18 protein-coding genes are annotated in these 22,296 nt (G+C 50.0%); 15 read left to right on the forward strand and 3 right to left on the reverse strand.

Going from position 1 to position 22,296, the window contains the following annotated elements:
• Nucleotide 1: 1 nt before the first annotated feature.
• Nucleotides 2–1,276, forward strand: coding sequence for an imidazolonepropionase (gene hutI / locus ACFVS2_RS17500; protein WP_390236011.1), 1,275 nt, complete (start codon nucleotides 2–4; stop codon nucleotides 1,274–1,276).
• A 95-nt stretch (nucleotides 1,277–1,371) separates the two neighbouring features.
• A complete protein-coding gene (locus ACFVS2_RS17505) occupies nucleotides 1,372–2,010 on the forward strand; it encodes a pyridoxamine 5'-phosphate oxidase family protein (RefSeq protein ID WP_390236014.1) in 639 nt (212 codons plus the stop codon).
• Nucleotides 2,011–2,066: 56 nt separating this feature from the next.
• Here the strand turns inward: ACFVS2_RS17505 and ACFVS2_RS17510 are convergent, their stop codons facing one another.
• The 3 genes from ACFVS2_RS17510 to ACFVS2_RS17520 are packed head-to-tail and all read right to left on the reverse strand — an operon-like array spanning nucleotide 2,067 to nucleotide 5,575.
• Nucleotides 2,067–3,494: an eCIS core domain-containing protein gene (locus ACFVS2_RS17510; protein ID WP_390236017.1), complete on the reverse strand. Its 1,428-nt coding sequence runs from the start codon at nucleotides 3,492–3,494 to the stop codon at nucleotides 2,067–2,069.
• Between the two features lie 2 nt (nucleotides 3,495–3,496).
• Nucleotides 3,497–5,170 carry an MORN repeat-containing protein gene (locus tag ACFVS2_RS17515; protein WP_390236020.1) on the reverse strand — a complete coding sequence of 558 codons (1,674 nt, stop codon included), beginning with the start codon at nucleotides 5,168–5,170 and terminating at the stop codon, nucleotides 3,497–3,499.
• Nucleotides 5,171–5,188: 18 nt separating this feature from the next.
• Entirely contained in the window at nucleotides 5,189–5,575 is a 387-nt protein-coding gene (locus tag ACFVS2_RS17520) for a DUF4280 domain-containing protein (protein WP_390236022.1), read from the reverse strand.
• Between the two features lie 170 nt (nucleotides 5,576–5,745).
• On the opposite strand from ACFVS2_RS17520, the gene ACFVS2_RS17525 reads away from it, so the two are divergent.
• The 13 genes from ACFVS2_RS17525 (at nucleotide 5,746) to ACFVS2_RS17585 (ending at nucleotide 22,288) form a co-directional block, all read left to right on the forward strand.
• Entirely contained in the window at nucleotides 5,746–8,502 is a 2,757-nt protein-coding gene (locus ACFVS2_RS17525) for an adenylate/guanylate cyclase domain-containing protein (RefSeq protein ID WP_390236025.1), read from the forward strand.
• An 18-nt stretch (nucleotides 8,503–8,520) separates the two neighbouring features.
• Nucleotides 8,521–10,677, forward strand: a complete 2,157-nt coding sequence (locus tag ACFVS2_RS17530; RefSeq protein WP_390236027.1) for an ATP-binding protein — start codon at nucleotides 8,521–8,523, stop codon at nucleotides 10,675–10,677.
• A gap of 132 nt (nucleotides 10,678–10,809) precedes the next feature.
• Nucleotides 10,810–11,364, forward strand: coding sequence for a Pvc16 family protein (locus ACFVS2_RS17535; RefSeq protein ID WP_370642736.1), 555 nt, complete (start codon nucleotides 10,810–10,812; stop codon nucleotides 11,362–11,364).
• Nucleotides 11,364–12,170, forward strand: a complete 807-nt coding sequence (locus ACFVS2_RS17540) for a hypothetical protein (protein ID WP_390236029.1) — start codon at nucleotides 11,364–11,366, stop codon at nucleotides 12,168–12,170. The genes ACFVS2_RS17535 and ACFVS2_RS17540 overlap by 1 nt, the downstream gene beginning before the upstream one ends.
• Nucleotides 12,171–12,352: 182 nt before the next feature.
• Nucleotides 12,353–14,113, forward strand: coding sequence for a phage tail sheath subtilisin-like domain-containing protein (locus ACFVS2_RS17545; RefSeq protein ID WP_390236032.1), 1,761 nt, complete (start codon nucleotides 12,353–12,355; stop codon nucleotides 14,111–14,113).
• Nucleotides 14,114–14,150: 37 nt separating this feature from the next.
• A complete protein-coding gene (locus tag ACFVS2_RS17550; RefSeq protein ID WP_007721341.1) occupies nucleotides 14,151–14,582 on the forward strand; it encodes a phage tail protein in 432 nt (143 codons plus the stop codon).
• Nucleotides 14,583–14,668: 86 nt separating this feature from the next.
• Entirely contained in the window at nucleotides 14,669–15,046 is a 378-nt protein-coding gene (locus ACFVS2_RS17555) for a hypothetical protein (RefSeq protein WP_007721338.1), read from the forward strand.
• Nucleotides 15,043–15,234: a DUF6760 family protein gene (locus tag ACFVS2_RS17560; RefSeq protein WP_390236036.1), complete on the forward strand. Its 192-nt coding sequence runs from the start codon at nucleotides 15,043–15,045 to the stop codon at nucleotides 15,232–15,234. Before ACFVS2_RS17555 ends, ACFVS2_RS17560 begins: the two co-directional genes overlap by 4 nt.
• Nucleotides 15,235–15,239: 5 nt before the next feature.
• Nucleotides 15,240–15,704: a phage tail protein gene (locus tag ACFVS2_RS17565; RefSeq protein ID WP_048034038.1), complete on the forward strand. Its 465-nt coding sequence runs from the start codon at nucleotides 15,240–15,242 to the stop codon at nucleotides 15,702–15,704.
• Between the two features lie 33 nt (nucleotides 15,705–15,737).
• A complete protein-coding gene (locus ACFVS2_RS17570) occupies nucleotides 15,738–19,751 on the forward strand; it encodes a hypothetical protein (protein ID WP_390236039.1) in 4,014 nt (1,337 codons plus the stop codon).
• A gap of 56 nt (nucleotides 19,752–19,807) precedes the next feature.
• Entirely contained in the window at nucleotides 19,808–20,443 is a 636-nt protein-coding gene (locus ACFVS2_RS17575; protein WP_390236041.1) for a CIS tube protein, read from the forward strand.
• Between the two features lie 7 nt (nucleotides 20,444–20,450).
• Nucleotides 20,451–21,566, forward strand: a complete 1,116-nt coding sequence (locus ACFVS2_RS17580; protein WP_173618528.1) for a phage late control D family protein — start codon at nucleotides 20,451–20,453, stop codon at nucleotides 21,564–21,566.
• Nucleotides 21,563–22,288: a phage baseplate assembly protein V gene (locus ACFVS2_RS17585; protein WP_390236044.1), complete on the forward strand. Its 726-nt coding sequence runs from the start codon at nucleotides 21,563–21,565 to the stop codon at nucleotides 22,286–22,288. Before ACFVS2_RS17580 ends, ACFVS2_RS17585 begins: the two co-directional genes overlap by 4 nt.
• Nucleotides 22,289–22,296 lie beyond the last annotated feature (8 nt).

Consider the following 22,296-nt stretch of genomic DNA (forward strand, 5'->3'; position numbering starts at 1 on the left):
CATGACAAAACCTGTATGGATTCGCCACGCCAGTCAGCTTGCCACGCTGGCTGGCAGCTCCTCTTCCCCGGTAGTTGGAGCGCAAATGAATGAATTGTCGATCATTCAGGACGGAAGCATCTGGCTGGAAGACGGCGTTATCCAGCGTGTGGGAACAGATGAAGAGCTGTCACTTCACTATCGAGACCGTGCGCATGAGGCGCAAATCATCGATGCTTCGGGCAAACTGGTCGCACCAGGGCTGATCGATCCGCATACCCATCTGGTGCACGCGGGCAGTCGGCAAAGCGAGTTCAACATGCGGCTAAACGGTGCGACCTATATGGAGATTATGAACAATGGTGGCGGAATTCACTCGACCACCGCAGCGACGCGTACAGCGACTCATGAAGAGCTATTTGCCCAGAGCAAGCAGCGTCTTGACCAATTTCTGTTGCATGGGGTCACAACCGTCGAAGCGAAAAGCGGCTACGGCCTGACATTGGAAGATGAGCTGAAGCAGCTAGAGGTAGCCAAGCAGTTGCACGAGGAACATCCCATCGATATCGTCAGTACCTTCATGGGTGCGCATGCGGTGCCACGTGAATACAAGGGAAATCCGGATGCGTTTGTAGACGTGGTCATCGAGGAAATGATCCCGGAGGTGGCTCGTCGCAAGCTGGCTGTCTTTAACGATGTGTTTTGCGAAAGAGGTGTGTTCACCCCGGAGCAGTCACGACGCATTCTCGAAGCAGGGGTCCGTCATGGGTTACTGCCGAAGATTCATGCGGACGAAATCGAACCGTATGAAGGGGCAGAGCTGGCAGCTTCGGTTGGAGCGGTATCTGCGGATCATTTGCTGCGCGCCTCTGACAAGGGGATTGAACAGATGGCAGAAGCGGGTGTCATCGCTGTGTTACTGCCTGGTACGGCGTTTTTCCTGATGGCAGAGTCAGCAAATGGCAGGAAAATGATTGATCGTGGCGTGGCTGTCGCGATTTCGACGGATTGCAATCCGGGCTCGTCTCCAACAGTTTCGCTCCCACTCATCATGAATCTGGGTTGCCTAAAAATGGGGATGACGCCAGCCGAGGTGCTGACGGCAGCTACGATCAATGCTGCTCACGCTATCCGAATCGCGCATGAAGTCGGCAGCATTGAGGTCGGGAAAAAAGCAGATGTCACGATTTTTGACGTTCCTGATTTCATGACCTTGCAATATCGGTATGGGATCAACCACGTAAATACGGTAATCAAAAACGGAACGATTGTCGTTGCTGAGGGCAGACTGGCGTAATATGACCCTCCTCTGGACTTCCTGCTTCTGCCATGAGCAAGAAAAGTGGTATGATGGTGGCAGGTTCGAACAAGCAGAGGAAAGAGGGGGTAGTCATGTCAGGATTCGGAATATTCCGTGACGTGGTCACGTCAGAGCAGCAACTGCGCGAAATGGTCGGAGAGCCAAGTCGTCTCGTACAGAACAAGGCGATAACCCAGCTGGATGACCATAGCCGCAATTATATTGCCCAATCTCCATTTCTCATCATTGCCACAGCAGACAAAGATGGCCATTGCGATGCTTCGCCACGTGGAGATGCGCCTGGCTTTGTGCATGTCATCGATGATCACCATCTGGTCATCCCTGAGCGTCCAGGAAACAAGCGGATGGACTCCATCACGAACATTTTGGTCAATCCGCATATTGGGCTTATCTTTTTGATTCCTACGCTGGAAGAGACGTTCCGCGTGAACGGCAAGGCTTGCATTATCCGCGATGAAGAAATACTGGCAAAGATGGCGGTAAACGGGAAGGTGCCTACGTTTGGGATCGGAGTAAAGGTAGAGGAGTGCTTCGTCCACTGTGCGAAGGCATTTATGCGCTCTGGTCTATGGAAGCCGGAGTCATGGCCGGTAGAGGGGACGACTCCTAATGTCGCGCAAATGTTGGCGGATCATGTGAAGCTTCCGGGTGTGACGGCAAAAGAAGTGGCAGAGGGCTTGCAAGACAGCTATACGAAACGGTTGTACTAATAATGTCAAAAGAGAACCGGCAGCCATCCATTCAGCGTGGCTGCCGGTTCGTCATGTTATTCTCGGACCAGGTCATCTACCAGCCATCCTCCGCCGATTTCACCCAAGTAGTAACACTCCAGCGAATACGCTTGCAAATTCGAATAGCGGATGTGTTCCGGGATAATGAATGCGGGATTTACGCCACCTGTTCCACCTGTGGGCGTTCCTTTCGTGATCCCGCGGAAAATGACCTTGATATTATAGTTCGGAAGATTGTACATGTTACTCAGTCTTTGAATAACCCTTTGCTTCAGATCGCCTAGCTCCTGAGCGGCTCTGTTTTCAGCGGTTGTGTACGGCCAAGGGTTTTCAGGATGATACTTTTGAATGACGATCACATATTCATCGAATTGATTCGTATCACGCCGTTTGTCCAATTGAGCGATTGCTTCGTGAATGCGGGCGTTAATTTGTAAATCATCATGGGAGCTGATCGTCTTGATCTCCGTAGCAACGCGTTTATTCTTGTATAAATTGCTGGAATTATCCTCGTCCATCAAGTGGACTCCCGTGTCGTCGTCGTTGTCCTGCTTCTCCAAATAGCTGTAATCGATGTCAGGATCGTTATCCTTATCTTGACCGAAATATGGCGTGATCTCCTTTCCGAAAAGACGCTGTGCTTCTTCTAACTCTGTATAGTTTCCGCCTGTAACCGAGAAAATGTCGGAAATTTTGGAGTGCAGACTGTAGCTATACCGCACTTTGTCAAAGTAAGACAAGTAGTTTGTCTGGTCAAAAAGTTCATTGATTGTTCCTTCATGCAAATCATTGGTTTTCGCCACATGTTTCTTCCACATTCTGCGTGCATCTAACAAGGCTTCGTCCCACGTTCCTTGTATGATCGGGGATGATACAGAACTTGTTCCATCAGAGTCTGTGCTATCCAGCTTGGTACCAGAAGCCGCAAAAGATCCGTAGCGATCAGCTTCTGCTTCCAGAGAGGGATCGTCATTGATGGGCAGGCTAGCATCCGGAACGTTCGCTTTTACCCGCCCTTGTCTTTGCTGGACCACATGTGTCAGCTCATGACCGAGTAGCTGTTGACCGCTTTGCGTCTCCGGCTGATAGGTGCCCGGAGCAAAGTGAATGTTATTCCCTTGGGCGAAGGCAACAGCCCCGATTTGGGAGGCGACAGACGATTCTGGATGAATCTGTACATCTGAAAAATCAGTATGAAAAGCCTTCTCCATTTTTGCTTGGACGGAATCAGGGAGTGAGCGGCCGCTACCTGCCGATAGATTCTCCGATTTTTGCAAGGGAGTCCTCGACAACATGCGCTGCACAGCCTGATTGCCGAGAGTCTTTTGCAGAGAAAGGATGTGGGAAGAGTGACTCGCCTTTCTTTGGACCTGGCTCGGCTGGAGCATGGGCCTGGAAACAGATGCTTTCGTTTTTTCATGAGTCGCATCTATAGACGGCTTGCTAGATTCATAGCGTCGCATTTTTACACCCCCGCTGCTTTTGTCACGTCCAATTGAACAGGTTCCTTTTGCTGTGCTTGATAGAAATAGAGATATAGATACGGGTCGACCAGATAGCTCGTGATAGCTCCAGTACGGTTAGAGTAGGTGGTAGACGTCTTGGGCAAAATGGCAGATTTGCTGTCGAGCTCGTTCCGATCTTCTTTGACGATAGAGATGACCTGTGGGTGATAGACGTGGACGGCAGTGACAATCTGCTTGCTAGGGTGTCCTGGTGCTGGTTCAAGTGTAAAAGCCATATTCATTTCGCGATAGGAAAGCTTCTCTGGTGATAAAGGTGCCTCTACTGTTGGCGAAGCCTCCGATGCTTTTTGATCCGTAGAAGGAGGGACAGCACCTTCGGCAATCTTCGGCGCGTCGTCGTCGGGCTTGCCCATAATCTCTTCCAGCTTGGTCCTGGAGATGCCGATGAATCCTGGCAAATAAATACGCCCTTCGCGGAAGTACCCCTTATATAAAGGCAAGCCTTCCTTGTCGTAGAGCACCCCGATGCCGTCGTAGGCACCTGCCCGAAATTGCCCTTGATACAACAGAGCGTCTTCGGCAGAACGAAGCTCTCCCGTTCCATGATAATGCCCTTCGGCAAAGCCGCCTTTATACAGAGTTACGCCACTTGCATCACGAAGCTCGCCCTGCCCGTGATACACACCCAGCAAAAAATCACCTTGATAGACGACACTGCCACTGGTGGAGAATTTGGTTCCAGCTCCATTGAAGTGCCCATTTCGAAAATGACCTTCATACACGAGCTTGCCATCCCGATCAAAAAAACTTCCGGTTCCATTGTATCTGCCGTCCACAAATTGCCCCTTGTACTGCACGAGCCCGTTTTCGTAGTAATCGGTACCTTCACCGCCGTAGAAGCCATTGTCAAACAGTCCGTCGTAGAGTAGCTTTCCATCCTTCGTAAAAAGCCTGCCAGCTCCGCTGTACATGCCGTTTTTAAAAGCGCCCTCGTATTTGATTGCGCCGTTTGTGTACAATTCCTGACCGGCTCCATCCAGCTTCCCATTTTTGAAATTTCCCTGAAAAACGACTTGCTGGTTGTGGTTGTACAACGCTCCCTGACCAGCGTAAACGCCATTTTCAAACCCACCTTGATAGACGAGAACGCCTTTCCGGTATCCTTTGCCTAAGCCTTGCGGAGTGCCACTTTTGAACTCGCCGCTGTATAGAAGCTTCCCTTTGTCGTCATAGAGCTCGCCTTTTCCGTCATACAGACCATCCACGAGCTGACCAGAATAGATCATCGTGCCTTCCGGGTTGTAGATGAGCGCTAGACCCGTGTCGGAAATCTGTTGATTGGGAGTTTTTAGATGAATGACGATGGGACGTTGCAAAAAGCGGTTAAGCGCATCGGGAGGATTGATGAACAGGAAGTAGACCAGGACAAGGAGGAATAGTCCTGTCAAAATGAGAAAGCGTTTGGCGATGTAAAAACGGCCGATATGCACGTAATCGTTGAGTGAAGTTTCTTTTTTGGTGAACAGTCCGGCAATGCCGTTCTTGATCCAATCGAGGGCTTGCTTGGGGAGGGCGGCTCCTTTTTTTATCCAATCCTGTACCCATTTTTTGAGCGGATTGGTGAGCGGGTCGACAATCGTTTGTTCTGTTAGCTTTTGGAGTTGTTTGTCCATATGTTTCCTCCCTATCTGTCAGGGAACCTGAATCGTTGCTTGACCGGGGTTCGTGATCTGGATGATGCCACCCCAGCTGCACATGAGCTTGGAGGTTTGATTGAGGGCAGGCATGTTGGCGACGAGAACAGTAGGGGAGCCAGGAACCCAAGGGGCGGCAGTGACAGGAACGCAGGGGACGGGAGTGAAAACGCCCAGCTTCGCCGCTGTGGCTGCTGCGACCTGAGGGTTGGACATCGTATTGCACATTCCGAATGGAAGGACGTTTACCATCGGTTTATTGTCCATGATGTTTGCGATCGGCATACTGGTAGTGACGCGATTCATCGGGAGCACCATGAGTGAACTGGGAGCTGCGCCGAAGCTGCACTGCAGTATGGCTCCTCCGCAGACGAGTTGTCCCATGAAGCCAACTCCTTTACATAAGTCATCTGGTAAGATATTGAAAATCAATCTGTATAGTAGTATAAATGTCAAATAGAGAAGATGTATAGCGAAATTTGTAATTTTTAGTATAATGTTGCTTGGTATCATTTTCGAAAATACTTTTTCGAGAGATGGGAGAACCGCAAACGATGGGAAATAACAAGAAGTATTCCTGGTTGACCGGACTGCTGATTGTATTTGTTGGGATCGGCTTGCTGCTCGTTTGGAACGTGGATAGAAGCGGGAAGCAGGACATACCGTTTCAAGGGATTGACAGCATAGCGGTCAATAGTCAAAAGGATGTCGTCCTCATAACGGATGGATACCAAAAGCTGACTAGCCTGTACCCAGATCGGTCGCTAAGGTACCAGCAAGTACTGGAGCAAAATCCAGAAGAAGGCTTGGAAAATTTCACAGAGGTAGCCATCGACGAAGAAGGATATGCGTACGTGCTGATCACAAAGCTCGATAGCTTTGGCTTGCGGACCGTATCCGAGAGAATCGTGCGAATGTCGCCAGATGGAGAAATGGTACAAGTCGTGTATGAAGATTCATACGGAGCGAACAGCTCGTACAAGCGAATTGGCAAGGTACGCTCCCTGCAAGTTGCGAAAGATCGTCTTTATTTCTATGTTTATCAGCACCCTGAAGTGATTGCCTATCAATTTGTACCCTCTGATTCACCCCCCACACAACTCTATCAAATCCAATTGCCTAATGAAGTATACGTAAATGAAATCACAGGAGTAGACCCGCGGCATACCTATATCACTACGAAGCGCGGAGCGGTTTTCCAGGTCGACGTTCCCCAAGGAAGCGGGGAAGCTCAAGTGAAAGGTCCGCTCTACAGTCACTCCGAACGGTCCGAAAAAAATAATACCGCCCCCAATCATGTAAAAGTGGGGCCAGCAGGTCGTCTCCTTTTCTACAATTCCGATCAAAATGTCATTGAACGCTTCGATCCCGCACATCCAGATGAAATCGCCTTGATGGTGCCTTCCAAAACATTCGAGCAGATCAAGTCGAGCGATAGCAGTGCCTTAACGGCGTTTGCTGTAACTCCCAATTATGAGTTCGTAGTGGCCACTGATAGTCAGCTCGCCTTCTTGGATCAACAAGGAAATGTGATGACCAAGCTCTCTTCCCCGTCTGTATCCGAAATAGATCGCTTGAAGGAATGGACCTGGTGGACAGGATTGGGTGTGGACATTCTCCTGTTTTGTGTCATTCAGTTTCTGTTGTTTCGCCTTTTCCGGATTCCGTTGATTATCAAGCAAACGATTGTGATAGCCCCACTCGTTGTTGTCCCCGTATTCCTTCAACTGGAGGGAACGAAGCTGACCTTCGCGTTTATGGAGCAGGAAAATCAAACCGATCTTCGTCTCCAAGCCTATGTCATTTCTACTCTGATCGAAGGGGACAAGCTGGATGGAATCAACGGAGCCATTGATTACATGAATGCGGATTATCAAGCAGTACAGGCCAACCTGAAAAAACTGGAGGTCCCAGATGATGTGCATGTGAACAGGGGGCTGTACAAAACGATTTACAAATACAAAGATGGCGAATTGTTTCTCATGATGGATGACAATGACAGCGCAGAAGTGTTTGAGAATGTGCCCATTGATGACGAGTTTCGCAGTGTGGTCATGAAACGGGAGATCGTCTCCGGTAAAGCACAGGATCGGACAGGCTACTGGATGTACGCGATGGCCCCGATATACAACTCCTCCGGCAAGCTATCGGGTGTGTTGGAGCTGGGCAGAGAAATGAACGGGGTCCGCATACAGCACAACGAAATGTCCCGAGAGCTTGGCCGCGGCGCTGCGCTGGTCTGGTCGATTTGCGCGAGTCTATTTTTCCTTTTCTCGTGGCTGACATACCGAAACATCCGCAATCTGCAAACGAACGTCTCCGATATGGGAAAAGGCGACTACAGTGTCGTGGCCAGGGTTCGCTCCATGGATGAAATTCAAAAGCTGGCAGAAAGCTTCAACCAAATGGCTAAGCGCATTCGTCAGTACATTTCGAATATCACGAGGATGAGCGAGGCGAACAATCGCTTTGTGCCACAGCAGTTTATCCATTTTCTCGGGAAGGAAAGCATACTCGACGTGGAGCTGGGTGATCAGGTGGAGCGGGAAATGGCGATTATGCGGATGAGTCTGCAATCGTTTCATGCCATCTCTCATCGTCTGCGACCAGATACGACTTTCCGCGTCATCAATGCGTTTCTCAAGCGGTTTGCTCCAATTGTGAACGAGAATCAAGGAATGATTACTGAATATCTCGATCCCGGCGTGCTTGCCGTTTATCCAAAAGAGGCGAAAGACGCGTTGGATGCGGCGGTACAGATGCGCCGTACGTTAGCGGATTATAACGAGCAACGGGCGGAAAAAGGATACGAGCCGATTGAATTGCGGGTGGCTCTGCATCACGGTCCGCTGATGCTCGGGATTATTGGCGAGGCGACGCGGCTAGAGGCTGCGATTATATCGGATCACGTCCGCGTGGTGGAGAAAATGGAAAAGATGGCGGAAATGCTCGGAGCCTGCATCCTGATGTCCGATTCGCTATTTGCAAAGATGGGGGAGAGCACGACGTACCGATATCGTGATTTAGGCTGGGTGCATATTGAGGGAGAGGCTCAGCCGATGCATTTGTACGACGTATACGAGGGAGACGCTGCCCAGATTCGCGCGCACAAGGAGGAGACGAAGGAATTGTTTGAGCAAGCGATTGCGATGTATCAAAATGGGAGGTTTCACGATGCACGCTCCGCTTTTCTGTCCGTCATCAAGCAAAACCGCTGGGATCAGGCGGCGCGACAGTATTTCTACTTATGTGACGAATACGCCCAAAAAGGGGCCGAACGTGATTGGTCTGGCGAGTTGAAAATATCGTAGGAGCGGTGAAAAAGCGAAATGACGAGTCCCGAACCGAATCACAACCAGTGGAACTATTACGAAGAAATGCTTCGATGGCTGGATATTCATCTGATGCGCTTGCTGGCTGTCCGAGCACAGCAGGGAGATGATTATCCGCTCGATCAAATGAGGGGGGTGATTGTCACAGAGGAAGAAGTCGTGCAATTGCTCGAGGCAGTCCCGCCAACAACGCAGCTATGGGAAGCTTTCACAGAGCGGGTGGCAGTATGTGAGGAACGACTTCATGTCCTGCGCATGCAAGAAGCAAGTAGCATACCGATTCTGGCAGTAGCAAATACTTTTTCACTCAACCGCTTCGAGTTGGGATGTTTATTTCTTTGCCTGGCAGTCGAGCTGGATCGGAAGTACGAAAAGCTGTTTGGCTACCTCCTCGATGATATTACGTGCAAGTCGCCTACTCCCGAATTGGCGATGCAGCTATTTTGCCGAACAGCGACCGAGAGATTAGAGGCATGGACAGCGTTTACGCAAAAAAGCAAGCTGGGCCGACTGCTGCTTTTTACCGAGGGGGATGTGGGCGGAAGTGGCTCTTGGCTCTCTCGGTCGTTAAAGCTGGATGAACGTATGCTGCACTTTTTGACGACGAAGGATGGAGGTGATGCCAGTCTGCAGCCTTGGCTATCCTGGAGTTTACCAGATCAAGAGTTGGAACCATTGGTAGGGGAGAGCGCGATACATTTGCAGGAGCGCTTTGAAACATTGTGGGAAACGACAGGAGCAGATTCAGAGCGGCTTCTCCTGCATTTGCATGGTCCGACTGGCGTTGGCAAAAGGCATCGAGTCAAGCATCTGTTTCATCGCGTCAGGCGACCGGTGCTGTTCGTCGATGCAGAACGCTTGATCCGCGAGGAAGCTTTTTCACGAAGATTACAGCAGGTCATGCGGGAGGTGCAGCTGCGTCAGGGTGTGCTGTGCTTGCACCAGTTCGAGGTTTTTCTGACAGAAGAGGTACAAACTGCTGGGCGCAAGCAGCTAGTGATGGATGAACTCGAAAGCTTTTCAGGCCCCATTGGGATTGTAGCGAAAAGTCAATGGAAGCCGGAAAACGCTCTGGGGAAGCGGATTTGGCTGGAAATGGAGGTGCCTGGTCCAGATGAAACGGAAAGGAGGCGATTATGGGAGACGGGCAGTGCAGGCATGAGCTTTTCTCAAGAGATTGACGTAGGCGTTTTAGCAGGAAAATTCAAGCTGAATGCCGGGCAAATTAACCAGGCGCTTCACAGAGCAAATGAAATGGCGATGCAGACGAAAGACAGGATCATTACGAAAACGCACCTCCATGAAGCTTGCTTCCTGCAAATGAGACATGCGCTAGAAAAGCACGCCACACGATTGAGCCCCAAATACAGCTGGGAAGATCTGATTTTACCTGAGGAGCAACTGACTTTGTTGCGAAACGCCTGCAATCAGGTGACCTATCGAAATGTTGTTTTGGGAGAGTGGGGCTTTGGGCGAAAGCTCTCCTATGGTAAGGGCGTCAGCATGTTGTTTGCAGGTCCTCCGGGTACGGGCAAGACGATGTCCGCGGAAGTCGTGGCAAACGAACTGGGTCTGGAACTCTTTAAAATTGACCTGTCGCAGGTGATCAGCAAGTACATTGGGGAGACGGAAAAAAACCTCCACCATATATTCTCAGAAGCGAAAATCGGCAATGCCATCCTTTTCTTCGATGAAGCCGATGCCCTTTTTGGCAAGCGCTCAGAAGTCAAAGATTCGCATGACAAATACGCGAATGTGGAAACGGCCTACTTGCTGCAAAAGATGGAGGAGTACGAAGGGGTCTCCATTTTGGCGACGAATCTTCTGCAAAATTTTGACGAGGCCTTCATGCGCAGAATCAACTACGTGGTGAAGTTTCCTTTTCCCGAACCGTTCTATCGCGAAGAAATATGGCGCAGTATGTTCCCGGTCGATACACCGCGAGCTGCTGACATCGATTTTGAGTTTCTCGCGTCCAAGCTGCACATTGCTGGGGGCGGGATCAAAAATGTGGTTCTCGCTGCCTCTTTCTTGGCTGCATCGGAAGGCAAGCACGTTTCCATGAGTCATTTGATCGCGGCTGCAAAGCAGGAGTTAAAAAAGACGGGTAAGCTGCTATTGAAAGAGGATTTGGGGGAGTATGCCAACAAGTAGTGCGTATCGAGGAAAATATGTAATTTTACAAAATTAGATAAAAATTCATGTAAAACCATTAATTTCAATGTTATGATAGGGATATTCTGTCAAATAATGTCGAGGTGAACGGGTATCAGCCAGTACACCGCCATTGCTGAAGTAGGAGAGTCGTTGCTCGCTCTTTTGCGAAAAGAGATGACGCCGGAGCCGATTAGCCAACCCGAGTTGATTGGTCTAAGCTCGCCCGCTCAGCCAGGAGATTTGGCGTTAGCCTTGTTTTTATACGAAATCCGGGAAAGTCAGGAGAGGCAGCACATGATGATCAGTGAAGGTACTGATCAGTTGCGATATCCCCCAATGACGGTCAATCTCTCCTACATATTGACCGCCCATTCCCCAGCAGAACAGCATACCCGCATGCTGGACGAGCACCGCATCCTCGGGCGTGCCATGCAGGTTCTCTACGACAACGCCATATTGCGTGGCGATCAGCTTCAAGGCTCCCTTGCCAGCATGGATACAGAGCTTCGTGTCGTCGTGGAGCAGCCTCCCGTTGATAAACTCATCCAACTCTTTCCACATGTTCCGTACAAGCTATCCATCGGCTACTCGGTAGGGCCGGTTCATATCGATTCAACCCGAGTTCGTTCAACGAAGCGTGTACTGGAACGGGATATTCGCATACGAGGGGAAGGTCATGGTTAATGGATCAGCATTTCCAGGTGCGCATTCGTTCCGTCTTCTCGTATGCCGTCCGTCTGGTGGACATGTATACAAGAGGAGCCCCTTTTCGCTCGAGCTTGTCTGTTCGCTTGGCGAATCATCCACAAGTGCCCGTATGCAAAGGGGATGGATGGTATATCTTTACTGACTTACCTGATGGGATTTACACGCTCACCATATGTAGCCGAGAGTATATGGATCGCTCCGTGTCCTTCTCTGTGACCACTGGGAGCACATCTTACACGGAGTCAATCATTTACTTGCATCCGAGTCCAGCCTATCCATTCCGGTCAGGAGACTCCCTTGTTCGAGGGAGAGCTTGCGTGGAGGATGGTTCCCCAGCTGGCGGAGCCTATGTGCAGGCTGTCATCTCGTATGAGCGAGATGCCCCGGTGAGATTGGCCGAGGACGCTGACAAAGGGGCCACGGAGCTAATCGTAGCCAGTAAAAAGGGTCAAGTCGATTTGGCTGACGCTTTTCTTCTCGAAACACCCACATGTAAAGGGACGTTCATTCGTTTTGCAAGTCCCCAAAAAGGTCGGGTTTATCCCTTGACCGAACCTCTATCTTTTGCCTACCCAAGAGGCACTGTCTTACTCCCGCTGCTCGAAACGTATTGTGACGACAGAGGAGAATTCGTAGTTGCCCTTCCGTTGTTTCTAGAAAAAACTCATGCGCGTATGAAAATTGAAGTGTGGCGGGAAGAAGCCGCTGGTTTTGCCGAGCTTTCTATTCAAGCCGGTACGACCCAATCCATAGGTATCATCCAAATGTACAGACCTAAATAGGGTGATCCGGCAGTTGTTTGGCGTCGGTCCATGACATCCTGCTGCCTGATTATAGAGCAAGACTCACGTATCAAAACGGCTTTATTTGTAAGTGGTAAAGCAAGTGATGAAATTATTCGGAGGGAGGGACTGATTGTAGGTTTCTGCTGCTGATACATGCGGAACTCTCCAATCAGGTTACGATGCCAGAATACTTATCACCAGGGGTGTATGTCGAGGAGTTTGATAGTGGCCCCGTTCCCATGGAGGGAGCGAGTACTAGCACGGCCGGCTTTATCGGGTTGGCCCAAAAAGGACCCGTTGCGGGGTTGCCTGAGCTAATTACAGGTGTCAATGATTTCCGCAAGTTGTTCGGTTCCTATTTGTCTGAGAATGCGTTTGGCGAATACCGCTATCTTGCCTATGCGGTGGATCACTTCTTTCTGAATGGAGGCTCCCGTTGCTATGTGATGCGGGTAGCGCCAGCAGATGCGAAGCCGGCTTCCAATGAAGGCAACAGCGAAGGGGCTGTCCTTCGGATTGCTGCGAAAAACCCAGGGGCATGGGGAAATCAGATCCGCGTAAATTTGATTCCGTCGAGCAAGGCAAAAACGCAGATTTACGAGCAGCTAGGCGAGGCTCCTAAGTACCGTGTGAAAAACAGTGCAGGTTTTCAACCAGGTGATGTCGTTTCTTTCTATGACGGTGAAACCAAACAGTACAGGGAAGTGGTTTCGTCCCAAGACAATGTGATTGAGCTGTCAGCTGTACTCACAGGAGACGTCATCGATAACAATCTGCTACCGGTCAAAATTCTCTCGACATGCGAATTCACGGTGCAAGTCTTCTACAACGATGAGGCCGAAGAGTTCGACAAATGCTCGCTCAATGTCTCTGCTGCCAATCATGTCAGCAAGCTGCTGTCCAAGAGCAATATCGTAGAGGTTGAAGCGGGCGCTGCTCCAGCAAGCCCAGAAGTCATTCCTCCTTTTACCGTCATTTCAGGGATGGCGGAAGAAACCCAATCCGATGGCGGAAAGACGGAATTCGGTCTGTATCAAATCTCTTTGGTAGGAGGCAGCGACGGTTCTGTTGCCAATCTGTCAGCGGGCGAATACATGGGGGAAGACCATGGACCTGGAAAACGTACAGGAATCCAAGCTTTCATCGATAATGACGAAGTGAGCATTATGGCCATTCCTGGCGTGACAGACCCGAATGTGCAGCTCGCGCTTGTGGCCCATTGTGAAAACTTGAAAAGCCGCTTCGCCATCCTCGATATTCCACGCGACAAGAAAAAAGTAAGCGATGTGTTGACGCATCGCAATATTTTCGATACGCAATACGCTGCCATCTACAATCCTTGGTTGCAAGTGTTCGATCCGTTGGACAAGCGCAATATTTACATTCCGCCATCAGGCTCCATGGCCGGTATTTACGCGCGCTCGGACAATACCCGCGGTGTGCACAAGGCCCCGGCAAACGAGGTCGTACGCGGCTGCACAGGACTGGATTGCCAGTACAATACGGGCGAACAGGATATTTTGAATCCGAAGGGTGTCAACCTGATTCGCGCGTTTACGGGTCAAGGAATTCGCGTCTGGGGTGCACGGACGATGTCATCCAATGGGCTATGGAAGTACATAAACGTACGCCGCCTGTTCATTTTCCTCGAGCAATCGATCAAAAACGGGACAAACTGGGTGGTATTTGAGCCAAATGACGAGAGGCTGTGGGCCCGCGTCCAACGCACGATTGATTCTTTCCTGACCCGTGTCTGGAGAGATGGCGCGCTGATGGGCTCAAGCCCGCAGGAAGCCTTTTACATTCAAATCGGCAGAAGCACGATGACGCAGGATGATATCGACAACGGCAGATTGATCTGCGTGATTGGTATAGCTCCTGTCAAACCAGCAGAGTTCGTCATCTTCCGTATTACGCAAAAAACATCTGATCAGCAATAATTCACGGCGAAAAATGGTGTGAAGAAAGGGGTACAGTATGGCAGATCGCAAGGATCCATACCGCAAGTTTCGGTATCGGGTAGAGATGGACGGCATTCAGCAGGCAGGCTTCAGTGAGGTGTCGGGCTTTGATGCGTCTGTGGACGTAGTCGAGTATCGCGAAGGCAATGAGGTAATTACACCGCGCAAGCTCCCGGGCTTGGCGAAGTACGGGAACATCACGCTGAAATGGGGCGTGACGGATTCGATGGATTTGTACAACTGGATGCAGGACACCATTCAGGGCAAGGTCGCACGCAAAACGGTAACGATCATTGCCATCAATGAGGCTGGGGATGATGTCGCTACATGGAAGGTCATCGAAGCATGGCCGACCAAATACACCGCGCCTGATTTTAACGGTACGTCCTCAGAGGTTGCTATTGAGCAGTTGGAAATTGCCCACGAAGGAATGACACGCACGAAATAATAGAAGATCCCGACGCCTAAGAGTGGCAAGGAGAAGGTTTTTCTTTGTCACTCTTGCTGGCCTAGGGTGATGAGGAGGATGACACCATGGCATTTAAAACGGAATACGAATTTGAGCTCCCGCGCGGCTATGTTGATGAAGAAGGAAACCTGCACAAGCGGGGCGTCATGCGCTTGGCGACGGCTGCCGACGAAATTTTGCCGATGCGTGATCCGCGTGTCCAGCAAAATCCCGGCTACTTGACGATTATTTTGCTGACGAGAGTGATTACCAAGCTGGGAGATGTACGGGGAATTGACACCAGAGTGGTGGAACGGCTGTTTACAGCGGATCTCGCGTACCTGCAAAACTTGTACAGACAGATCAATGAATTGGACAGCTCGATGTTCAAGACATCTTGTCCGAAATGCGAGCATGAATTTCAGGTAGACATGGCTTTTTCAGGGGCGCTGGAGGGAGTATGAGTGGATACCCCGTCGACAAGATCTATGAAGAAGTCGCCTTCATCGCCTACTATTTTCACTGGCCTCACGACGAGATCATGTCGATGGAACACAAGGAACGGCGTCGCTGGTGCGAGGAGATATCCGCGATTAACCGCAAGCAAAATGACGAACCCGAAAATGTTTTTGATGTGTTCAAGCGGAGGTGATTCTGGTGTTCGCCAATGAGAATCCGTATTACACCAACCTCCGATTTCGTGTAGACTTTCTTCCGTTTGGATTGGAGATGGATGGCATCTGGGTCGCTGGATTTAGTGAAGTGTCCGGACTGGCTGTCGAAACAGAGCTGGAAGAGTACCAAGAGGGCGGCGTGAATCATTTCGTCCACAAGCTGCCGAAACGCAGCAAGTTTCCCAACCTGGTCTTCAAACGAGGGTTTGTGAGATCAAACGAGCTGTGGAGATGGTATGAGGACTTCCACTTTGGCCCGCCAGAAAAGCGCAAGCGCAAGCAGGGAGCGATCATTCTTATGGACCCAAACGGAAATGATGTGGGGGCTTGGGCATTTGAAGGGGCTTATCCGGTCAAGTGGGTTGGACCGGAGTTCCGGGCCACGCATGGAGAAGTGGCCATCGAGACATTGGAAATCGTGCACCACGGCTTAAAAGCGTATTTTTAAGCCTTATCCCGTCTGCAAGGAGTAAACGAAACGATGATAACGATCAAGGCGCTCCCACCTTCGCGTCGTCCATCACTGCTGCCAAGGTCGTCCAGCCAAGGCTTTGCACAAAGTATCATGCAGAAGTATCGGCACGAGGAAGGTCGCGATCCCGGCTACCTTGCTTTGATCCATCGTGATTTTTCGCCGAGTATCGGAGGGCAGGAAAACCACTTTCATCAAAACTTCATTCATGTGCGCATGCAAGTACAAGTGGACTCCTACCTCGGATTGAATCGAGAAATGTTACCAAACGGACAGACTGGTTTCCCATGGCCAAAAGAGCGTGTGGTGATAGCGCAAGCATCGGGATCAGGACGAAAAGTACAACCAGCTACTTTGATACATGAGCTTTTTCGGAAGTGGGAGTCATCCAAATTAATCGAGAAGGCTTACCTGCCTCGGATCACCGTTGTCTCAAATGGAAGAGATAGATATCGCTCGTCCAGTTATGTTCAGTCTTCGGTTCAGCGAGCAAGCTCACTTGAAAAATCGCTGCCGCTGGGACGGTTCATAAAGCAGATAAACACGGTCGATTTTGCTTCGCCTCTTTTGAAAGCAATGATTTCAGACAGCAAGGAAACCGTACGTGAAAGATTCCGGACGCCTGAGACTCCCTATATTTTGCCGGAATTATTGGTACCCACGGCACGAATGGGTGATCCTGGTGGACGCAGGAGCATGCAAAATGAACGTGAGCGGATACGGCTCGAATCAGCGACAAGAGTAGATGCGATTTCGATTTCACGTGTCAGAGCTACGCGTTCTGAAGCAGGTCGATTCGAACAGTCTGGAGTGCGCTACTTTTTGCAGTTGATCCGCAGAGGGATGGAGCCGACGGGTGGGATTTGGTCTTTTCCTGTTTTGCTAAAAAGAGCAGAAGGCCGGGCTGCGAGCTCTTTTTGGGATCGCTCGGGGAGGACAGAGAGAGCTGGAAATGACAGTAGAGATATCGCAAGGCTAATCGTTCATGAAAGTGAAAGTACACGTTGGTCTGTAGCTTCCCAGCAGACTGAACTGTTGGGGCGCTTGTGGGAAAACCTGAGTCTGTACTGGCAGCAAAGTCGAGTAACATGGCTGCCAAGGACGATGACCACGCATCCCCGTTTACGTGTTTTACAGCCGATTGTTTTCGCGAGAAGCCGTCAACATCCACAAGCTAAAAGCGAGTGGATGCTAGAAACGCTGTCTGGAGTTTCTTCTAGCTCATTGGAACGGAAGATACTTCAAAACAATGAGCTTTCGAAGATGTTCTCGTCCGTATTGCCTAGCATGCTTCATCTGTTTCTTTTGGCTCAACAGCCGAGTGCCTTGTCGCATTGGTTGCGCCAGATTGTTATAAGTCGAGAGCAACAAGCAACCTTGTTGGCGTCTCGGGTAGAGCAGGAGCAGCCGAGTACCATTACATTTCACCCGTTGCAACTGCTTCCTTTCGAATCCATCTCAACAAGGAATCAGCGGACATACGCGTTACTTCAACAACTGACATTACAGGAAGCCAGGTTGAATGAGATTGTCAGGGAACAGTCCATTCGCTCGAGATCAAGCCATGGGCAAACTCATTTTGGCAAAACGAGCATGATCCCGGTTGTCTCCCGTGCTTCGTATCAGCAGCCTGACATGCTACAGCATGAGTGGTGGACGGGTTTGTCGTTACACGTTTTACACCCCATGCAGGGGCTAGCGTTCCCATTGCCTATCACACGTGTCACAGAGAGCTCCCGAACAGTTCCGCTTCTCTCGCAGTCAGTTGTCAGGAAGTCGATCGCTGCTTATTGGAGACAGAGCTTGCAGTCCGCCAATGCTCCTGTTTTGTTTGAAAAACGAGGATGGTTGAACCAGCCTTGGATCAAGGAATATCTTGAAACTCTTAACGGGATCGAGCCAGTTGGTAGAGCAGCTAGCACCGCACGGTTTGTGTGGAATCGCTTTGCGCCTATCTTCCATATGAATCGCCAACGCTGGCAGACGTTACAGAATCAAATGTTCAGTTCTATCCACCAGAAGACGAACAGGAAGCCTGTGATGGCGTGGGTGCATGTTCAACAGATGGCGGCAGAACAGCTCAGTACGAGGGAGCTCTTTGCTACTAGAACTCATGCGCCAAGGAACCTTCTGTATGAGCCGAAGAATCAATCTCCGTATCCTGCGGAAAATACGCCTAGTAGATGGTCGATGCACCTGCTGAATGTTCTGACCAAAGGGAGTACATCCGTCAGTAATCATGAAGCTACGAATCATATCGAAGGCATCTCCCAACCATTTTTCCAGCCAACGATTCATTTTCTGCAAAATAAGCACGTTTTTCAGCTGTCATACGAGATGGTACGTCAGCTATTGTCGTTTCAGGGTGGGAGGGACAAGCAGACAGATGTCGCTTTCTCTTTCTCCAAGAATCAAGAAAAGTTCAGCCTATGGGGAACAAAAGCGACTTTCTCCATGGCACACGAGCATGAGCATAGACCAATACGACACTCCATTTTCCTAAAAAATGAACGGAGTACAAATCGAGCATTCGTGCACGCTCATGGTCATGATAGGGAAGCACTTTTCCTCAGGGTGAACCGCTTTGATTCTGCAATGCCTCGTGCCACAGAGTGGATTCGACTTGGGGGAACAGATCATCAGAAATTGTACAGTACGTTTTCGAAGCCGGTTTCTATCAGAGAGGATGTCTCTGATAGGTACTCATTGCGACCGATAACTGCTGGATGGAGTGCGGAATTAGGACTCACGATCCTCTTGCAAAAAAGCGCGAAGCTGGCAGCGATGAGCGAGTTTGCAAAGCTAGCATCAACAAGTGAGTTTGCAAAGCTAGCATCAACAAGTGAGTTTGCAAAGGTAGGCTCAACAAGCACAAGTAGGAAAGCTCCCCCGAGCAGTGAAAAGCAATCGAATGATCAGTCAAGGTCTCGCAAGGGCGAAAGCAATCCATTACGAGAAAGCCGTCAATCCCGTGAAAGCCGCCGCTCCCGATTCTTGCAGCAGACCGCGAGCTTGTGGACAAACTCCATTGCCCTGCGTGCTCGCCCCTATCTTCAAGTCATGGAGCAAATCAGAAAAGCTATCCAAACTGATTTCCGTACGGAAGCATATGTCCAAAACCATCACTCACTCTCGACTGTTCTGAATCGTCACGATGCACAAATGGTTGTTCAGAAACAATGGGGACTACTCGCTAGCCTTGTGCATGGTCAAAGCGTGGGGGTGCCTGACAATCACATTCACGAGAACAGAAGCAGACGTGCAATAGGGCCACTACAACGAAAAGATCGAGTCAACAGCTTGGAGCCATTTTCTCGCCACCATCCAATCAGCTCCGTTCCATTTGCGAGAGAAAAATCCATTGATTTAGTCTTGGACAGATTGCATTCCGGGCAGTTTAGTCGCCGTAGCCGTTTTCAACAAAGCAACCATGAGCAGATTCTGACGGTCAACCAGAAGACGCAGACGATCAAACGGCTAACTAGTGATGGGGCACAAGAGGTCGAGATTCGAGACGCTCGTCGCACCCCTCTACAAAAACCAAGGCTACTCAACCTGGGGTCAACAACAATGGCCACGGAAAAAGTGGAACAGGTGGAAAAAAACACATCTCTAATACTTGTTCCAAAGCCAATGGTTGAAATGACAATGCTGCCTCCACTCCTGCAACGACTGCAACAAGCTCAAAGAGCGCCCGGAGAACCCGAGCAGCGCTCCTTGTCCGAAAACGCAACCCATATTCATCGACGAGCGTTACGTACGGAAGACAGCCACGCAACCCCTGCTGCTACCGTTCAGTCGCCGCCGTCCATGGAGTACTTGCGAAAAAGCATGCAGCCTCAAGAAACCGCAGTGCAGCAGACGACAACACTTCCACTCCAACGACAAGTCGATCTACACGTGCAAGAGAGGGCTGGCAATCAGACGTCGTTATCCCCACAAGAGGTGGATCGATTGATGGATAAAATGATGAAGGAGCTGGACAAGCGCCTCACTCAAGAGCGGCAGCGACGAGGTCTATAAGCAGGAACCGCCGCATTCACAGATGACTATTTCTTCGGTAAGAGAGGCAAAAGCCAATGATGGGTCAGGAGAAAAAGGCCAAAATTTTAGTGGATCGCAACGGGCAAGGTGACTTCAAGGAGAGTATTTCCGTTCTCTTTAACCCTTCGGAATACAAGGTAGATGCCTCCAATAACTACTCTTGGCAAAAGATATTGGGGCAATCGGTACCAGTCGGGATGTTCACGAGTGGTGATATCGAGACATTATCGGTCGACTTGTTTTTTGATACATACGAGGCTGGAGTGGATGTGCGTGCATTCACGAATCAGGTGCTGGGACTGATGGCCGTAGAAAAGAAAATCAGTACGCCGCCCCTATGCAAATTCGTCTGGGACAGCTTTCAATTCACAGGTGTTGTCGAGAAGGTTTCGCAGCGGTTTACGATGTTTCTCGACCAAGGGACACCGGTACGAGCCACGTTAGGCGTTACATTTAAAGGCACGAGCGTGAAAAAGTCCGCGGACGATATCGGGGCTGCAAGAGAAAAGGTTGCACAACAAACGGTCAACCAAGGAGACCAGCTTTACTTGATGGCGTATCGCTCGTACAGTGATGCGTCGAAATGGCGAAACATTGCGAACGCCAATCAGATCGATAATCCCAGACTTCTAAAACCGGCTACTACCCTACATGTGCCACTTGTGAGGTGACGAAGGAATGAGCGAATTAAAATTGACGACAGACCGCCATTCCTTCGATGACCTGCGCCAAACGTACAACAACTTTCATTCCCCAGCCTTGGAAATACTCGTTGGAGGGAAAAAGCTGATTAGCCAGGTAGGTATCGCCATTACCAAAGCGACGATCAACTCCAGCTTGGAAGGCAAAGCAGATACGTTCTCGTTTTCGGTAACTAATGCTTTTGATACGGCAGCGTGGGAATTTCGCTGGGTAGATGACTATTTGGTTCCTGGCAACGAAATCGAGATCCAGATGGGCTACGGAACCGAGCTGTCCAGTCTCTTTTACGGGCATATTACAGCCGTTTCGTTTGCATGCGAGGAGACGCCTACCATTACGGTAAAAGGGATGGACAAATCGTTCCTGCTTATGGTCGATAACAAGTCTACCTCTTGGAATAAAAAGAAATACAGCGATGTCGTGAAAGAGCTGGGACAAAAATACGGCTTGTCGACGCATGTGGATGATACGGTTCATACAATCGAGCCCATTACAAAGACGGTCTCCGAGACTGACTTTCAATTTTTAAATCGTCTCGCAAAAATTTGCAACTACGATTTTTTTATCGTCGGGAAGAACTTGTATTTCCGTAAGCCACTGAGCAACATGACGCCGGTCCTTACCTTGATCTGGGGAGTTTCCTTGCGCAGCTTTTCCGTTGATGTCAACATTGCTTCCCAAGCATCCTCCTATACGGTGCGATGGGTAGACAAGGACAAATCAACGGTGCTCCAGGAAGCAAAAGCAACGAGCACAGATATCGGGAAGCTCGGGACCAATTCGAAGACAAGCGCTGATCTGCTGAAAGCAATCGGTGATTATTTTGATAAATACGAGTCTACGAAAAAGCTGGACTCACCTGAGGAGATAAAAGCGGTTGCGAAAGCACGCTTGAATCAACTCGCCATGAACCTTCTTGACGGCAACTGTGAGGCGGTCGGTCTGCCAGAAATTCGTGCTGGCCGCTATATCATGCTAGAGGGCATGGGGAAAAAGCTGAGTCAGCCTTATTACATCACATCTGTCACACACACCATCGATGTGGCATCTGGCTATGTCACGACGTTTCATGTGAAGGGAAATACGATATGAGCTTTGATCATTGGTTCTACCAGGATGAAATAACAGAAGAAGAACGGGCAAGAATCCACGGTGTCATTGTCGGCATTGTAACCAACAACGAAGACCCGGAAAAGCTCTCGCGTGTGAAGCTGAAGCTGCCTCTGGTTGATAATGAGCGGGAGACGGACTGGGTGCGAATTGCCACGCTTTTTGCGGGAAAAGATCGCGGCAGCCTGTTTATTCCGGAGGTAGGCGACGAGGTGCTGGTCGCGTTTCACTGGGGAGATGTACGCGAGCCATTTGTAATCGGGATGCTCTGGAATCAGGAAAACAAAGGCCCGGAAATGGCGGAGAAAAACAACATCCGAAAAATCACGACCCGTGCAGGCCACGAAGTGATTTTTGGTGATGATCCGAATGACGGGAAGATCACGATTACCACGAAAAAAGGACAACAGGTGGAGCTGTCGGACAAGGATGAGAGTATTGTACTCAAGGAGAGCAGTGGAAACCACCAAATCGCCATCAAAGGTGGTAGCGCCAACGAAGTTACGGTGAAGAGCGGCTCAAGTACGATTACGTTGAATGCAAAAGGGCAAGTGACCATTCAGTCAGACACATCGCTGACAATCAAGTCCACCCAGCTAAATCTGGAGGCGCAGGGAGCCATGTCGATTAAAGCAGGAGCGTCCCTGAACATCAAATCTGACGGAATTGTTGCCGTCAACGGTTCGGTGATCAAATTGAATTAATTCATGGG

It is taken from the genome of Brevibacillus sp. NPDC058079, assembly GCF_042885155.1.
Classification (GTDB): Bacteria; Bacillota; Bacilli; order Brevibacillales; family Brevibacillaceae; genus Brevibacillus.

Bases quoted from the DNA above. Each gene is read 5' to 3' on its own strand.
- ACFVS2_RS17525 (WP_390236025.1), top strand. From the start codon at position 5,746: ATGGGAAATAACAAGAAGTATTCCTGGTTGACCGGACTGCTGATTGTA.
- ACFVS2_RS17585 (WP_390236044.1), top strand. From the start codon at position 21,563: ATGAGCTTTGATCATTGGTTCTACCAGGATGAAATAACAGAAGAAGAA.
- ACFVS2_RS17510 (WP_390236017.1), bottom strand. From the start codon at position 3,494: ATGCGACGCTATGAATCTAGCAAGCCGTCTATAGATGCGACTCATGAA.
- ACFVS2_RS17545 (WP_390236032.1), top strand. From the start codon at position 12,353: ATGCCAGAATACTTATCACCAGGGGTGTATGTCGAGGAGTTTGATAGT.
- ACFVS2_RS17570 (WP_390236039.1), top strand. From the start codon at position 15,738: ATGATAACGATCAAGGCGCTCCCACCTTCGCGTCGTCCATCACTGCTG.
- ACFVS2_RS17560 (WP_390236036.1), top strand. From the start codon at position 15,043: ATGAGTGGATACCCCGTCGACAAGATCTATGAAGAAGTCGCCTTCATC.
- ACFVS2_RS17540 (WP_390236029.1), top strand. From the start codon at position 11,364: ATGGATCAGCATTTCCAGGTGCGCATTCGTTCCGTCTTCTCGTATGCC.
- ACFVS2_RS17520 (WP_390236022.1), bottom strand. From the start codon at position 5,575: ATGGGACAACTCGTCTGCGGAGGAGCCATACTGCAGTGCAGCTTCGGC.
- ACFVS2_RS17530 (WP_390236027.1), top strand. From the start codon at position 8,521: ATGACGAGTCCCGAACCGAATCACAACCAGTGGAACTATTACGAAGAA.
- ACFVS2_RS17505 (WP_390236014.1), top strand. From the start codon at position 1,372: ATGTCAGGATTCGGAATATTCCGTGACGTGGTCACGTCAGAGCAGCAA.
- ACFVS2_RS17515 (WP_390236020.1), bottom strand. From the start codon at position 5,170: ATGGACAAACAACTCCAAAAGCTAACAGAACAAACGATTGTCGACCCG.
- ACFVS2_RS17555 (WP_007721338.1), top strand. From the start codon at position 14,669: ATGGCATTTAAAACGGAATACGAATTTGAGCTCCCGCGCGGCTATGTT.
- ACFVS2_RS17580 (WP_173618528.1), top strand. From the start codon at position 20,451: ATGAGCGAATTAAAATTGACGACAGACCGCCATTCCTTCGATGACCTG.
- ACFVS2_RS17575 (WP_390236041.1), top strand. From the start codon at position 19,808: ATGATGGGTCAGGAGAAAAAGGCCAAAATTTTAGTGGATCGCAACGGG.
- ACFVS2_RS17550 (WP_007721341.1), top strand. From the start codon at position 14,151: ATGGCAGATCGCAAGGATCCATACCGCAAGTTTCGGTATCGGGTAGAG.
- hutI (WP_390236011.1), top strand. From the start codon at position 2: ATGACAAAACCTGTATGGATTCGCCACGCCAGTCAGCTTGCCACGCTG.